At 59.9% G+C, this 15,776-nt stretch carries 11 protein-coding genes; 5 read left to right on the forward strand and 6 right to left on the reverse strand.

Annotation, left to right across the window (positions count from 1 at the left end; genetic code table 11):
• Window positions 1-39: 39 nt before the first annotated feature.
• The 3 genes from BUB54_RS00760 to BUB54_RS00770 form a co-directional block, all read right to left on the reverse strand.
• Window positions 40-3,783, reverse strand: coding sequence for a glycoside hydrolase family 99-like domain-containing protein (locus BUB54_RS00760; RefSeq protein WP_048879218.1), 3,744 nt, complete (start codon window positions 3,781-3,783; stop codon window positions 40-42).
• Window positions 3,784-3,891: 108 nt separating this feature from the next.
• Window positions 3,892-5,727 carry a translational GTPase TypA gene (gene typA / locus BUB54_RS00765; RefSeq protein ID WP_048879217.1) on the reverse strand — a complete coding sequence of 612 codons (1,836 nt, stop codon included), beginning with the start codon at window positions 5,725-5,727 and terminating at the stop codon, window positions 3,892-3,894.
• Between the two features lie 175 nt (window positions 5,728-5,902).
• Window positions 5,903-6,424 (reverse strand): hypothetical protein, encoded by a 522-nt coding sequence (locus BUB54_RS00770; RefSeq protein WP_048879216.1) that lies wholly within the window; start codon window positions 6,422-6,424, stop codon window positions 5,903-5,905.
• A gap of 222 nt (window positions 6,425-6,646) precedes the next feature.
• Here BUB54_RS00770 and BUB54_RS00775 point away from each other — a divergent pair, with 222 nt between their 5' ends.
• The 3 genes from BUB54_RS00775 (at window position 6,647) to BUB54_RS00785 (ending at window position 9,907) form a co-directional block, all read left to right on the forward strand.
• Window positions 6,647-7,303 (forward strand): lysozyme family protein, encoded by a 657-nt coding sequence (locus BUB54_RS00775; RefSeq protein ID WP_217652412.1) that lies wholly within the window; start codon window positions 6,647-6,649, stop codon window positions 7,301-7,303.
• Window positions 7,304-7,365: 62 nt separating this feature from the next.
• Complete coding sequence (locus BUB54_RS00780) at window positions 7,366-8,952, forward strand: lysine--tRNA ligase (RefSeq protein ID WP_048879215.1); 1,587 nt, start codon at window positions 7,366-7,368, stop codon at window positions 8,950-8,952.
• 4 nt (window positions 8,953-8,956) lie between these two features.
• Window positions 8,957-9,907: a putative bifunctional lysylphosphatidylglycerol flippase/synthetase gene (locus tag BUB54_RS00785; RefSeq protein WP_048879214.1), complete on the forward strand. Its 951-nt coding sequence runs from the start codon at window positions 8,957-8,959 to the stop codon at window positions 9,905-9,907.
• Window positions 9,908-9,918: 11 nt separating this feature from the next.
• On the opposite strand, the gene BUB54_RS00790 is transcribed toward BUB54_RS00785, so the two are convergent.
• From BUB54_RS00790 to truB, 3 genes are read right to left on the reverse strand one after another with little or no spacing between them, the layout of a single operon-like run.
• A complete protein-coding gene (locus BUB54_RS00790) occupies window positions 9,919-10,497 on the reverse strand; it encodes a cation transporter (RefSeq protein WP_048879213.1) in 579 nt (192 codons plus the stop codon).
• Window positions 10,498-10,543: 46 nt separating this feature from the next.
• The gene (rpsO, locus tag BUB54_RS00795; RefSeq protein WP_048879212.1) at window positions 10,544-10,813 is read right to left on the reverse strand and encodes a 30S ribosomal protein S15; all 270 of its coding nucleotides are present in this window, start codon (window positions 10,811-10,813) and stop codon (window positions 10,544-10,546) included.
• Between the two features lie 23 nt (window positions 10,814-10,836).
• Entirely contained in the window at window positions 10,837-11,760 is a 924-nt protein-coding gene (gene truB, locus BUB54_RS00800) for a tRNA pseudouridine(55) synthase TruB (RefSeq protein ID WP_048879273.1), read from the reverse strand.
• Window positions 11,761-11,915: 155 nt separating this feature from the next.
• Here truB and BUB54_RS00805 point away from each other — a divergent pair, with 155 nt between their 5' ends.
• Together BUB54_RS00805 and gyrB are read left to right on the forward strand one after the other, a co-directional pair.
• A complete protein-coding gene (locus BUB54_RS00805) occupies window positions 11,916-13,184 on the forward strand; it encodes an AAA family ATPase (RefSeq protein WP_048879211.1) in 1,269 nt (422 codons plus the stop codon).
• A 65-nt stretch (window positions 13,185-13,249) separates the two neighbouring features.
• Window positions 13,250-15,685, forward strand: coding sequence for a DNA topoisomerase (ATP-hydrolyzing) subunit B (gyrB, locus tag BUB54_RS00810; RefSeq protein WP_048879210.1), 2,436 nt, complete (start codon window positions 13,250-13,252; stop codon window positions 15,683-15,685).
• Window positions 15,686-15,776: the final 91 nt, after the last annotated feature.

Genomic DNA, 15,776 nt, shown 5'->3' on the forward strand with positions numbered 1-15,776 from the left:
ACACTCCAATCGTTTCGCAAGGATCTGAGGTCAGTACAATCAGACCTTTTTGCGTCTGGCAACACGTGAAACCACTTTCTTTTTTGCACGTGCGAACTGGTTTGAAAGTTGGGCACGATACGCCGCCTGGGAGGCGATATCCGCCTCATCCAACGCCAACAAATCAGCCGCCACGTCATGCAGCCGTTCCACTTCCGCGAGATGAGACGCTGCGTCCAGCCGCTTTGTGACGCCGCCTTCATGCCGCCTGTGGGTATTTAGCGGTTCGGCCAGAAAAGCTACCTGGCCCACCTGTGCAGTCAACGCCGCAAGATAAATCCGCCAATCCCCTGCCAGCTTCCAGCTTTCCAGATCCGGCAGAGCCGCCAAAGCCCGCAATAACGCCTCACGGCGCCAGAGCACGGCACTGACATTCGGGATGAGATTGCGAATTTTCAAGAATTTGTTAGCAAAATCCTTGGCATCCCAACTGCCGGAGGCGGCTAGGTTGCGTATACCCGATTGGAAATAATAGCCTTGATAGCTGGGCATGACTTCCAACCCTTGCGCATCCACCGCGCGGCTGTCGGCAAAGGCGAAGAGCGGCGCGTCCTCGTGCTCCATCGCTTCGACCAGCCGGGCCAGAAAGGTAGGGTGGGCAGCGTCGTCGGCCTCGCAGAGCCATACATAATCACCCCGCGCGGCCTCGGCGGCCCGGCGCCACTGCGCGAAAACCGAGCCTGAGTTTGAGGCGTTGAGATGCACTTGAATATCCCGCCCGGCGGCTTCGGCATGCTGCCGCGCAACCTGCAGGCTGTCATCCGTTGAGGCGTCGTCAAGCAGGAGGATGTCCTGCACTGGATAACTCTGCTCGAAAATGCTGGAGAGTCGCTCAGGCAGATAGGCGGCATAATTATAGTTGAGTATAGCGGCAGTGACGCGCTTGAGGCCCGGCACGGCAAGGCGCAGGAGTTCATCCACATAATGCTGGAAATCAAAACGCTGTTCAGCCGCTTGCATCAGGCGGGGGCGTTGTCTCTTCAGGGCCTTGTGGTCCAGCAGCGCTTCCAGACCGGCCTGATAATCATCCAAATCAGCCCGCCGGGCCACATAGCCTCCCTGGTCGGCACGCAGCAATTCGGGTATTCCGCCGCTTTCGTCAAAGGCGACGCACGGTACGCCGCAAGCGAGGGCCTCTATGACCACGGTTGGCAGAGGGTCCTCGCGTGAGGTTAGTGCCAATATGTCCGCGGCGGAGAAATAAGCCGAGATCTCCTGGGTAAAGGGGATATGGCTGAAAGCCCCGCTCTTTTGCAGCTTGTCCATTTCCGGTTCGAGATAGGTTTTTAGTTTGAAGTCGATGTTCCCGACCCAGAGGAAATGCACTTTTTGCTGCGTGGCCGAAACCCGGCGGGCGAGTTGCAAAAACAGATCAAATCCCTTGCGGATATCCCCAAATCCAGCGCCCAGAATAAGGAAATGCTGCTCTGAAAGCCCCAGGTCCGCGCGGATACGAGTCCTGGCCAGTGGGTCGAAGCTGATGCACTGGTAATTGCCTTGGGGCAGGATAACCTCGTTGTGACCATCCAGCCCTATTGTGGTCCGGAACGTATCCGCTGCGAAACCAGAGGAGAAGATCACCTTCCGTGCCGCTTGGCTGCCAAGCTGGGCTTGTACCTCGAGGTTATATTCCTTCAATAGCTGCGGTAGCTCATGCACCAGTAGCACGCTTTGGATATTATGCGCTTCAGCCATGGGCGTCACCCGCGCCGAGGCGGAGGAGTTAATGATGGCGTGGCGGACGCCCATGCGCCGATACTGGTCCAGGTGGCTTTTTATGATCGTCTCATCATGGCTGACCGTGACTTCGGCGGTATCGTAATACTGCCCCAGCAATGGGCCAACGCCGAGTAGCAGCAGGTGTACTCTCATCCCCCATTGGCGCCGTAACTGCCTAGCAATGTGCAACAACAGAAGCTGTGCACCGTGGGGTTGCGCGTCGTGGCCCACCAGCAGGATACCTGCCGCCAAGCTTCCGGTCTCGCCTGCGCAAATGGCACGTGCGGTAGCGTTGAGAAAAGCGGCCCCCGCATGAATGTCGGGTTCCAGAAACGCACCCTCGGCCCATTCATTCCAGGCATTCACGCAAATAATCTGCTGGCCGTAGAATGGGTGATCCGCCGCGTAGCGGACGAGTTTTTCCAGCCATTCCTGGTATTTGGCAGGGGTGACGTTGTGCAAGGCTAGCCCCTTGCCTTCGCGGCGCGGGTCATTGTCCCAGCCGGGGACGATTGCTTTGATCAGTGGATAATCAGGCACCGGCATGGTGAGTGAGGTTTCGGCCAGGGCCGCATAATCATGCACGGTGGCGCTGAAATCCGGGTCCAGAAGGTCCAGCGTCTCGTTGATTCGCGGAGTGGCTTGGCTCAGCTTGTGGGGTGGAAATTCCACCGCGCCGTCTAGCCCATAAGGGGTGGGATCGTAATCATCGCCCAGGCTTTGCGCCATGATTAGCAGCGGGCGCTCACCATGTTTTTTTTCAAACAGCTTGCGCCACTTTCGTAGACGCGCCTGTGTATCGGGGATCAGCCCCACCCGGTAGATCATCAGCAGGGGCCGTCCTTCGATGCGAATGTATCGCTTATCCGCGAACAGCCTGGCGAAGCTGGCGATCAGCGCAGCGTCATCCTCCTCCAGATATTCCTGCGCGATTAGCACCTCACGTTCTTGACCATCCCACCGGCGCGTCCAATTCTCGTTCGCCCACATGGCGCAGAAAGAGAAATCTAGAGATTCGTCGGCCAGAAACTGCTCAAGCGGTTTTTCCAGAAGCCGGTGGCGGTTGAACCAATAATAATAGAACACAAAGCCAGAGAGCCCGGCGGCTCTGGCCATCTCCACTTGGCGTTTCAGCGTGGACGGATCATCCAGCGAGTAATGGCCCAGATCGCGCGGCACACGCGGCTGCACATGGCCCACGAAACGCGGTATGGCGCGGCCGAGATTCGTCCAGTCCGTAAAGCCCTTGCCCCACCAGGCGTCATTTTCAGCAACGCGGTGGAATTGCGGCAGGTAATAGGCCAGCAGCATTGCCTTGCGGGCGGCGTGGGGCGGGGCAGGGGTAAAGTTCTCAAAAAACGTTGCGGGACGGGTGGAACGCCGGATGGCGGAGGGGATCAGGCCTTCCTGTTCCGGCCGCTTTGGGAGAAACAGTCCGTTATCTATATTGGCGAGATAATGCAGCAACGGGTTTTGCCCGTTCAGATTTTTTTTGTAACGGCCGAGATAAAACCTGACATCGAAGTCCGGTGAGGGATCACGATGTTCTGCAGCTCCAAACGCCAGAAAGTGCTCGAATGGATCCGCGCCGCCCTCGGCCACGTCCCGATTTTGGTCCAGATACCAGGCGCCATCGAACACCGGAACCGGATTTACTTGTCCTGTGCGGTGGCGGCGCAGAAAATGCTCCAGGCAGGAGACACTTGGGGGCAAGCTGTAAGTTTCACGATACCAGTTCGTGTGGAAGTAGGGGCAAGGGTCACGTCCCTCGGCCTCTCCGGCGAGAAAGTAATGCAGCAAGGGGTTGCCGCCATCCGCGGCCACGTCCGGGTAACGCTCCAGGTACCATTGCGGATGGAAATAAGGGTTGGGCCGTGCGCCCTTCCTCCAGCCAGTGCGGCAAAAATGCGCGATTCCGTCTTTTCCCTCATCCGCGGCCTGCGGATGTTGGCCGAGATACCACTCTGAAAGAAACAGTCCGCTCCGCCGGATTATGTCGATTTCAGCCTGTGATTGTGCGTCCACGCTTTGCCCTTTCTTTGCGCGGCATCATGCCTGGGGCGATTTTTCGTGTCGATGGGGGAGGAGCCATAAAAAAGGCGCCAATATCGGCGCCTTTTTCGATAAGATGGCTTAGGCCGCGTCGTCCGCGCGGCGCTCGGCCTTCTTGCGGTCATGCGGGTTCAGGTAACGCTTGCGGATCCGCACGGCGGAGGGAGTGACTTCCACCAGTTCGTCGTCCTGGATGTAGGCAATGGCCTGCTCCAGGCTCATCCGCCGGGGTGGCACCAGCAGCAACGCCTCGTCCTTGCCAGCGGCGCGAATGTTGGTGAGCTTCTTCTCCTTGACCGGGTTCACGTCCAGGTCGTTCTCACGGCTATGCTCGCCGAGGATCATACCGACATAAACCTTGTCGCCTGGGTTCACGAACAGCACGCCCCGATCCTGCAGGGAGAACAGGGAGTACTGCACGGCCTCGCCGTCCTCGGAGGAGATCAGCGCACCATTGCGGCGGCCCTCGATCTTGCCTTTCCAGGGGCCGTAGCCAGCAAACAGGCGGTTCATCACGCCGGTGCCGCGCGTGTCGGTCAGGAACTCCCCATGATAGCCGATGAGGCCGCGGGATGGGATCTTGAAGGTTAGGCGCTGCTTGTCACCGCCGGAGGGGCGCAGGTCAGTCAGTTCGCCCTTGCGGCGGCTCATCTTCTCGACGACGGCGCCGGAATAGGGCTCATCCACGTCGATCAGCACCTCTTCGTAAGGCTCTTCCTTCTCGCCGGTCTCCGCGTTGGTGCGGGTGAGCACGCGGGGACGACCGATAGTCAGCTCGAAGCCTTCACGGCGCATGGTTTCGATCAGCACGCCGAGCTGGAGTTCGCCACGGCCGGACACCTCGAACGCGTCGGTCTCTGTGGAGACTGCAACCTGAATGGCGACGTTGCCTTCCGTTTCTTGGAACAGGCGGTCGCGGATCTGACGGGAGGTGACCTTCTTGCCCTCGCGGCCGCCCAGCGGGCCGTCATTGATGCGGAATGTCATTGAGAGTGTTGGCGGGTCGATCGGTGTGGCGGGCAGCGGCGTGGCCACTTCAGGCGCGCAGATTGTGTATGGAATGGTGGTGTCGGAAAGACCTGCGACGGCGACGATGTCACCAGCACTTACCTCGTCTACCGGCACGCGCTCCAGCCCACGGAAGGAGAGCAGCTTGGTCAGGCGGCCGGTTTCCACCACCTTGCCGTCCAAGTCTAGCACCTTCACCGGCATATTGACGGTTGCCTTGCCCTGCTCGACGCGACCGGTCAGCACGCGGCCAAGGAAGGTGTCGGATTCCAGAATAGTCGCGACCATGGCGAAGGGCGCTTCGGTGTCCAGCGCTGGGGCGGGAACATGGTTCAGGATCAACTCGAAAAGTGGGGTCAGGCTTTCACGCGGATCGTTCAGGTCCTTCACTGCCCAGCCCTGGCGGCCGGAGGCGAATAGCATCGGGAAGTCCAGCTGTTCCTCATTTGCATCTAGAGAGGCGAACAGGTCGAACATCTCATTATGCACATCGTCCGGGCGGGCATCGCCACGGTCGATCTTGTTGACCACCACGATCGGCTTCAGGCCGCGCTTCAGGGCCTTGCCCAGCACGAACTTGGTTTGCGGCAGCACGCCCTCGGCGGCGTCCACCAGAATCACGGCGCCGTCCACCATGCTCAGAATACGTTCAACCTCGCCGCCGAAATCGGCGTGGCCTGGTGTATCGATGATGTTGATGCGCACATCGTTCCACACCACGGAGGCGACTTTGGCCAGAATGGTGATGCCGCGCTCTTTTTCTAGGTCGTTGCGGTCGAGCGCGCGCTCGGCCACGGCCTGGTGGGCGGCAAAGGCACCGGACTGCTTCAGGAGTTGGTCGGTGAGGGTGGTTTTGCCATGGTCAACGTGAGCGATGATGGCAATATTGCGGATTTTCGGCGCAGACATCTAAAGACTACCTATCGAAATGAGCAAACCGGCCGGGCCGGGGCGCTTGGGGCGCGCCGGTCTGGCCGGGATGCTCGTTGCTGAATATGTGCCCCCGCATAGCGATATTGCGGCGCAAAAGCGAGGGTAAAATCGCTGTTTGTACGGCATGGGCGCCTTGCGGCGCCCATTTTGGCTATTGCGCCGGTGCGGCGAGGGGCTTCATGGCGCCATTCGTGGGAGTCATGGGGGCATTACCGGGCGGTGGCGGCTGGATGGCCTGCATCGCGGCATCCGTCTGTTGCATGGCGGTTACGGTGTCATGTGACTGGAGAGCCTTGCGCGCTTGCTCGATCGCGCTCACCGCCGGTGAGTTGTCCACCGGGATGCTAGAGCCCTGGTCAACGGAGCGGGTCAGTAGCAAGGTTTCCGCGTGAGAGAGCGCGTCATTCGCCCGGCCGTAATCATGATGCGCTAGCGCGGCCTTGGCGATATGCAGATAAACCTGCGGCGGCTCATTCTCCGGCAAGGGGCCGCGCAGCCAGTTTTTTACATTGGCGGGTGGTGCCATTGCGGAGGGCGCGGGTGGCGCCATGGTGGAAGGCGGGGTGGCCGGCGTACTGCTTGCGCCGGGCGGCTGCATGGGGGAGGTGGTTTGCGCACAGGCAGCGCCGGCACTCAGAAGCAGGGCGGCGGAAGCCATCCAGATGAAACGCATGAGGCTTTCTCCTTGGCTGATGGTTGTCGTCCGGTTTGCCCCTTCAAGCTGGGGGGAGCTGCGCGGATGCCAAGGCGGCAAGGCTGGAGAGGATATTAAAGCCTCGTCATCGGGCGCCAGTTTGGCTAGAACAAGGCTTGCTTCACTAAGTTCAAATCATTGGCCGGTATCAGCAAAGACGTGACCTTCCGCCTTGCCTTGGGTTTTTTATGCCTGTGCGCCATGCCGGCTCTGGCCGATATGGCAGATGGCGCCGCCTGTGTTTCAGCGGGCCGCACGGCGGAGCAGGTGGATGCGTTACCAACCAATCTATTGTTGTCAATCGGCATGGTGGAGAGCGGCCGGATCGAACCCCAGACTGGCCATGTGGTGCCCTGGCCCTGGACGGTGAATGTGGACGGCCATGGCAGCTACTTCGCCAGCCAGCAGGACGCGGAGGCATTTGTACGACTGGCGAGGGCCTCCGGTGCGCGGGATATTGATGTAGGCTGTTTCCAAATCAGCCTGGAGCATCACCCCGGTGCGTTTGCCTCGCTGGCCGATGCGTTCAATCCCTCCAGGAACGCCGCTTACGCTGCCAGCTATCTCACGCGGCTGAAGTTTCAATCTGGCTCCTGGAAGGCCGCCATCGCGGATTATCACTCTGTCTTGCCGGATCTCGGGCTGCCTTATCAGCATCGGGTGCTGGCGGCTTGGAAGCGCCTTGGCGACATGCCGCCAGATTTGGACGCGGATATCGCCTCGGCGGCTTTTTCAGGCCCCGACCCGGTGGCGGTGATCCAGTCTCCCGAGGCGAAAAAGGTGCATGTTTATTCAATGAACGCACCGGACAACGCGACCTGGCGCCCAGGCTTGCCGCGTGTAATCGGTAATCCGTGATGCAGCACTGCTCGCTTGGGAGATTGAACTGAAACCGATCCGGCTCTAGAGCAAGCTTCACCATGAGCGATAATACAAGCACCTCCCAGCCGAGCTGGCCCTTCCGTGAAGCCGAACGTATTGCCGAGCGGCTGAAACAGAAAGGTAAAACCGAGGCGCTGTTTGAGACGGGCTACGGCCCCTCAGGCCTGCCGCATATCGGAACGTTTGGCGAGGTGGCGCGTACCAGCTGGGTGCGCAAGGCGTTCACGGACCTCACGGGCCTGAAGTCTCGCCTGCTGGCCTTTTCCGACGACATGGACGGGCTGCGCAAGGTGCCGGACAATGTGCCGAACAAGGAGATGCTGCGCCAGCATCTTGGCAAGCCGCTAACGCGTATCCCCGACCCGTTCGGCAAGTTCGACAGTTTCGGTGCCCACAACAATAACATGCTGCAGGACTTCCTGCGCGCCTTCGGGTTTGAGTTCGAGTTTGCCTCCGCCAGTGACTATTATGAGTCCGGGCGGTTTGATGATGCGCTGCTGCATGTGCTGCGGCACCATGAGGAGATTGTAGAGATCATCCTGCCCACGCTGGGCAAGGAGCGTCAGGCGACCTATTCGCCAATTCTTCCCATCCATCCGCGCACCGGCATCGTGATGCAGGTGCCCATCGACAAGGTAGATGCCGACCATGGCACCGTGTTCTGGATGGACCCGGAGAGCGGGATCAAACTCGAGACCTCAGTGCTGGGCGGCAATGCCAAACTCCAATGGAAGGCGGATTGGGCGATGCGCTGGTACGCGCTGGATGTGGATTATGAGATGTCCGGCAAGGACCTCATCGATTCCGTGAAGCTCTCCTCCTCCATCTGCCGCGCCTTGGGCAAGGAGCCGCCGGTCACCCTGACCTACGAACTGTTTCTGGACGAAAAGGGGCAGAAAATCTCCAAGTCCAAGGGCAATGGTCTCTCCATTGAGCAATGGCTGACCTACGCGCCAAAGGAATCTCTGGCGCAGTTCATGTACCATGCGCCGCAACGCGCCAAGCGGCTGTTTTTTGATGTGATCCCCCGTTCCACGGATGATTATATCAATAATGTCGCTTCACTTCCGACGGCGGCGGACAAGAAGGTGAACCCGGCTTGGCATATTCATGGTGGGGAGCTGCCGGAACATGCAGGATCGCCGATTAGCTTCACCATGCTGCTGAACCTCGCCTCGGTGAGCAATGCGGATAATGCCGAAATGCTATGGGGCTTCATCCGCGCTTATATGCCCGAGGCCGATGCCGAGAACTATCCGTTCTTGGCCGAACTGGTGCATTATGCCGTGGCCTATAACCGCGACTTCGTAGCGCCGAAGCGCCATTACCGCGCCCCGACGGACGTGGAGCGCGCGGCGCTGGAGGATCTGGCGAACGGCCTGCGCGTGGGTGAGCAAGCGGCATATCCGGGCGAGACAGAGGCGGAACGGCTGCAAAACCTTGTCTATGCCATTGGTAAACGCCATCCCTTCAGTCCGCTGAAGGCGTGGTTCGATTGCCTCTATCAAGTGCTGCTTGGCACGCAGGAAGGGCCGCGCTTTGGCGGGTTTATCGCACTTTACGGTGTGAAGCGGACCATCGCTTTGATCGAGACCAGCCTGGCGCGCCAGGAGGCGGCGGCCTGATCCATTGCGCCGCTACCTGAAGCTGCTGCCGCCCGTTTTCGGGCTTCTGCTTCTGACGGGAATAGCCCTCGGGCTGCATAGGGTCTTGGCTAAGGTTGGGTTGGCCGAGATTTTTGAAGCCTTCCTGGCCACACCGTTCTGGGACGTGGCGCGTGCCGTGGGGCTGCTGCTGGCCTCCATCTGCATCATGGTAACTTATGATTTGCCGGGTGTGTTCTTTGCCCGCCGGGCGGGGGACAGCCCCAGGCTGCCTTATACAAATATCGGCTTGGCGTCTTTTTGCGCTTATTCGCTCAGCCATGTTTTGGGGGCACCTGCGCTTACGGCCGCAGCAATCCGGTTGCGTTTTTATGCCCATTGGGCGGTGCCGCCGGGCGGTATTGCGAGGATCGTCGCGCTGTCCGGCAGCAGTTTCACGCTGGGGGTCTTAACTTTGCTGGGCGCGCTTTTGCTGCTGGACCCAGTCTCCGTTCCATTGCCCGGGGATTTGGCGCCTGCCTTACTGCGTGTTGTTGGGGCTGTGCTGCTGGCGGTGCCGGTAGCTTATATTACGGCCGCGCGGGGGAGGGAGGCTGTGGTCTTGTTCGGCAAACGCATCGCGCTGCCGGGCGGGCGGATCGCCCTGGCGCAGATCTGCCTCTCCTGCCTGGACATTACATGCGCCTGCGCCATTCTGCACGCTGTTCTGCCCGCCTCGTCAGGCCTGACATATCCGCATACGCTCAGCCTTTACCTGGGGGCTTTCGCGGCGGGGTCGCTCTCTGGACTGCCAGGCGGGGTAGGGGTGTTTGATTCCGTGCTGCTGCTCGGGTTTTCAGGGTTTATGCCCGCTGCCTCGGCGCTGGGTGCGATCTTGCTGTTCCGCGTCATGTATTTTCTGGTGCCCGCCACCTTGGCGGGACTTTGCTATGCCGTGCATGAACTCTGGATTTATATTTCCAGGAATCGACGCTGATAAAAACGTGCTCAGGCGGCGTGTTCTTCCCGCGCGGCTTCCCAGACTTCCTTTGCCGCGTCCAAATTCATCGCGCCTATGCCAATACCCGCGATCAGGTCCGGCCAGAGGCTATGCCAGAGAAGGGCTGTGACTGCCCCGGCCAGGATGATGGCGACATTGGCCAGCACATCGTTACGGGCCGAGAGGAACGCGGCGCGGGTTATGCTGCCGCCGGTATGACGATGTTGGGCGAGGATCATTGCCGCGGTGAAATTCACCGCCATGGCGGCAAGGCCGGTGAGGGAGAGCCAGGTGGCGTCCGGCGCATCCGGGTGCCAGATTTTTAACAAGGCCTGCCAAAGGGTTGCGAGGCTGGGCACGAAGATCAGCCCGGCCATGACCATGCCCGCTTTGGCGCGCGCCTTGGGGGGCCAGCCAAGAGCCGCGAGCAGCAGGAAGTTCACGGCTGAATCTTCCAGAAAATCCACGCTGTCGGCAAAGAGGGAAACAGAGCCGATGGCCCGCGCCACCGCGAATTCAAAGAAAAAGAACCCGAAATTCAGGATAAGCACTACCAGCGCGGCGCGGCGCAAGGCGTGATGGTTCATGGTCTCCTCCCGAAAAGAAAACGGGGCCTTGCGGCCCCGTTTCGGATCAGCGGCGCAGGTTGAGGCGCGCGATCAGGTCTTGATAGCGCTTGACGCTCTTGCGCTTCAGATAGTCCAGCAGCGAGCGGCGCTGACCAACCAGCATCAGCAGGCCGCGGCGGGAATGGTAATCCTTCGCGTGGGTCTTCAGATGCTCGGTGAGGTTGGAGATGCGCTCGGAGAGCAGGGCGATCTGTACTTCCGGGGAGCCCGTGTCATTGGCCGCGGTGGCGTATTCCTTGATAAGCTCTGCGCGGCGCTCAGGTGTAATCGACATCGTGATATCCCTTAAAAAAGACGTTAAAACAAGCGCTCGGGCTTCAGCCACCCATCAGAGAGTCGGGCCAGGGCCTTTACACGCCCCGCCGCCGTTACGCGCACCAGCCCTTCGTCGGGGTTGGCAGCTTCCGGAATGCGCCCCATCAGGTCCACCAGGCTGATCGCCTGGCCCTGGGACAGGGCGAAAAACTCTGCTTGGTTCAGGGCCAGAGCCGGGATGTCGTCCAGCGCGGTCTCGAGCGGCAGCAAAGTTTCGGCAAGAGTGGCGGGGTTCTGCTCCGAATTGAGAAAAAAGTCTAGAGGAACTGCCATGTTCTCCTTGAATGGCCCCACGCGCAGGCGGCGCAGGACGGCGATATGCCCCACGCTGCCGCAGGCGCGGGCGAGGTCGCGCGCCAGGGAGCGCATATAGACCCCCTTGCCGGACTGCACCTCGAACACCGCATGGTCGGCGTCTGGGCGGGAGATCAGCTCGAATCGGTCCACCTGCGCCGGGCGAGGCGGCAGTTCGGGCGGGCGGCCGTCGCGGGCCATGTCGTAAGCGCGCTCACCATCCACCTTGATGGCGGAGAACACAGGCGGGGTTTGCATGATAGTGCCAATGAACTGGGGCAGGGCGGCGAGAATTTCCGCATCGCTGGGCCGCGCTTCAGAGATGGCGATAACCGCGCCCTCGGCATCGTCCGTATCCCGCGCCTCGCCAAATTTCAGGGTGAAGTGATAGATTTTTGTGCTGTCCATCACATAAGGCACGGTTTTGGTGGCGGCGCCGAAGGCCAGCGGCAGAATGCCGGTGGCCAGCGGGTCCAGCGTGCCGCCATGCCCGGCTTTCTGGGCGTCCAGAGCACGCTTCACCTTGTTCAGCGCCTGCGTGCTGGTGATGCCTTGCGGTTTATCGAGAATGATCCAGCCGTCCAGTTTGCGGCCTTTTTTCTGCCGAGCCATCTTATCCTGTGAAAATCCAAAATGAGCGGCGCTGATAGAGCGCCGCGCCATGCCCCGCAACCTCATTGCAATACAGGCACCCATGCCAGCCAGGACATTAACGTGATGGCAATTCCACTCTGCTGAAATTTCCCGATTGAAAAGGAGATGCCGCCATGCAGGAACAGCCCGATAGCCAGCCGCGCCTGCCCGCCATTCTTGAACGTTCGCAGGTTCAATATAACAACAGCCTGTCGCATCGACGGCCCGTTCCCGTAGCGTCAGAGCGCCTGTCTTTCGTCGGCTTTTTGAAGGATCAGGACAGCGCGACCCTGCTGCGTTCCGTTCTGGAAGGGCACGATGTTGAAGGTGTGGAGGTGCATCAGGAAGGCTTCCGGCAGTCCTTGAGCAGGCTGGCAGGCATGGTCACGCCAAAGACCGTTCTGGTGGACCTTTGCGGGCAGGATCAGCCGATTAACGCCTTGATGGAGCTGGCGGACATCATTGATGAAGGAACGGAGTTGCTGGTGGTGGGCGAGAACCGGAATGTCAATTTTTATCGGACCATCACAAAAAGTTTGGGGGTGAAGGAATATCTGCCCAAGCCGCTGACCGAGGACGCGCTAAATCAATATTTTCTACCCGCCATCGCGTCACGCCCCCGTACAGCGAAAGCGACGCGCGGGGGGCGTATGATCGTGTTGTGCGGGGCGCGCAGTGGGGCGGGAACAAGCAGCATTGTCGTGAATTTGGGGTGGTATATAGCGACGGAACTCCATCGCCACACGGTGTTGCTGGATGGTGAGATAAACACCGGCACGCTGGCGTTTTACCTCGATATCCCCCCGAATCGAGGGCTGGCATCGGTTTTGACAACGCCGGAAAGGGTGGACCAACTGCTGATAGAGCGTTGTGTACATGATTTCGGGGAGCGGTTGCATGTGATCGCGGGGCTGGAGCCGTTAAGTGAGACTGTACGCTGTGATCCCGAGGCGGTAACCCGATTCGCCGAGGTTATACGCGGCCGGTATAATCATGTGGTTGCCGATGCCGGTGCGCGTCTGACACCGCTGGCCCGGCAATTATTGGTGCAAGCCCAGCAGCGTGTGATCGTTCTGGACGCGACCTTGCTCTCGCTGCGCAATGCGAAGAGGCTTCTGCAGTTCCCCGGTGGGCCTAATGAGATACAACGCCCGCTTCTGCTGCTCAACAAGGCCACGGCTCCGGGCGCGTTGAGTCGGACCTTCATGGAGAACCAACTGGGTCAGGAGATTGATGTGGAAATCCCAGATCTGCCCCGCATAATGTCCGGCCATACCAGCTATGGTACATTGGCGGCGCGGCATCGCGGCCCGTTCCGGCAAGCGATTACCACGCTTGCAGATGCCCTGACGGACCGGGAAGTCGCGCCAGCCATGTTCCGGCCCGCGGCCATGGCCTATTAGGCTTTTGCGCGGAAATCCTGTATAAAAACTGCTCCAAATGTCGATCCTGGAGCCTGTTACAGATTATGTCCGATACGCCTCAGCCAGCCCCGCAAGACGATGCCTATGATGCCGCATCGATCAGTGTTCTGAAGGGGTTGGATGCCGTCCGCAAACGGCCCGGCATGTATATTGGCGATACGGATGACGGCTCCGGCTTGCATCATATGGGCTTCGAGATCATCGATAACGCGGTCGACGAGGCACAGGCTGGCTTCGCCAATCGGGTGGAAGCAGTGCTGAATGGCGATGGCTCCATGTCCATTCGCGATAACGGCCGTGGCATCCCCATCGATATTCACGTCGAGGAAGGTATTTCCGCCGCTGAGGTGGTGCTGACCAAGCTCCATGCGGGCGGTAAATTCAACCAGAACAGCTACAAGGTCTCAGGCGGCTTGCACGGCGTGGGCGCGGCGGTGGTGAATGCGCTTTCAGACTGGATGGAGGTGCGGATCTGGCGCAATGGCCAGGAGCATTTTATCCGTTTTGAGAATGGCGACACGGTGCAGCCGCTGAAGCTGATCGGTCCGTCCAACCATCCCAACGGCACGGAAGTCACCTTCAAACCCTCCGCCGCTACCTTTACCCAAACGGAATTCGACTATGCGGTGTTCGAGCGCCGCTTGCGGGAATTGGCGTTTCTGAACTCAGGTCTCGCCATCGTGCTGCGGGACGAGCGGCATCAGCCCCTCCAGGAAAACGAGTTCCATTATGACGGCGGAGTCAAAGAGTTCTGCCGTTGGCTGGACCGCGCCAAATCCTCCCTGCTGCCAGAGCCCATCATGGCGATGTCCGAGGTGAAGGAAAATGGGATCAAAGTGGAGTTCGCCTGCACCTGGAACGATTCCTACCATGAGACGATGCTCTGCTTCACCAACAACATCCCGCAGCGCGACGGCGGCACGCATCTGGCCGGGTTCCGCGGGGCGCTGACACGTGTGGTGAGCGCTTATGCGAAGAAAATGGGCGGCAAGAAGGATAACGCCGACATCTCTGGCGAGGATATGCGCGAGGGGCTGACCGCCGTGCTGTCCGTAAAGGTACCGGATCCAAAATTCTCTTCACAGACCAAGGATAAGCTGATCTCCTCTGAGGTGCAGCCGGTGGTGCAGGCCGCCGTGGCGGATGCGCTGAGCCATTGGTTCGAGACGCACCCGAAGGAAGCGAAGAATATCGTCCAGAAGGTCATTGACGCCGCCGCCGCTCGCGAGGCGGCGCGTAAGGCCCGTGAACTCACCCGCCGCAAGGGGGTGCTGGATATTTCCTCGCTGCCCGGCAAGCTGGCGGATTGCCAGGAGCGTGATCCGGCGAAGTCCGAACTATTCCTTGTTGAGGGTGACAGCGCCGGTGGCTCCGCGAAGCAGGGGCGCGACCGGAAATATCAGGCGATTTTGCCGCTGAAGGGTAAAATCCTGAATGTGGAGCGCGCGCGCTTCGACAAGATGCTGAGCAGCGCGGAAGTTGGCACGCTGATCACGGCGCTGGGAGCGGGCATTGGCCGCGCGGATTCGGAGCAAGGGGGCTTCGACCCCGCCAAGTTGCGTTACCACCGCATCGTCATCATGACGGACGCGGATGTGGACGGCTCGCATATCCGCACGCTGTTACTCACCTTCTTCTACCGGCAGATGCCTCAGCTTATTGAGCAAGGTTATCTCTACATCGCCCAGCCGCCGCTTTACCGCGCCAAGCGCGGCAATGATCAGCGTTATCTGAAAGATGACGCGGCGCTGGAAACCTTCTTGCTTGACCGCGCGCTAGGCGACTCGGTGCTAACCAATGAGGCTCTGTCCCTCTCGGGGGATGAGCTACGTGAGGCGGCGGTGTGGATCGGCCAGTTGGTGCATCGCTTGCGGGCCATGGAGAACACGCTGCCCCAGGCTTATCTAGAGCAGATTGCAATTGCTGGGCTGCTGTCTCCGGCTGCGCTGAACGATGTGGCGAAGGATGCAGCCCTGGCGGCGCGGTTGAACGCGATCTCTCAGCCCACCGAGCGCGGTTGGGTGGTGACCTCTAACGAGGAGGGGGTAAAAATTGGCCGGACCGTGCGCGGCGTGGCCGAGCATTACACCCTTGAAGCCGTCGTGCTACGTACCGCCGAGGCGCGGTATCTGGCTGAACGGGCTGAGCGGATGGCTGAGTTGTTCACGCAGGGTGCCACACTTGCCATTGATGGTGGACTTGCCAAACCCGTGCATGGTCCGGCGGCCATGTGGGATGCATTGCTGGCCCATGGCCGCAAGGGGCTGGTAATCAGCCGCTTTAAAGGGTTGGGCGAGATGAACCCGGAAGAGCTATGGGCAACAACACTCGACCCGCAGGCACGCCGCTTGCTGCAGGTGAAAATTTCCGATGCGGAAGGAACAGACCAGATTTTCTCGACATTGATGGGCGATATTGTTGAGCCGCGCCGCGAGTTTATTGTGAATAACGCGCTCAAGGTAGCAAATCTCGATACTTAATGCCGTAAAGTTTTTGCACTTTAAAAAAGGCGTCTCTTTTCAAAAAGAGACGCCTTTTTTATGTTTGAAGATCTGTGCGAAGTATTATGGC

Origin of the sequence: Acidocella aminolytica 101 = DSM 11237, assembly GCF_900129125.1 — a bacterium.
Lineage (GTDB): Bacteria > Pseudomonadota > Alphaproteobacteria > Acetobacterales > Acetobacteraceae > Acidocella > Acidocella aminolytica.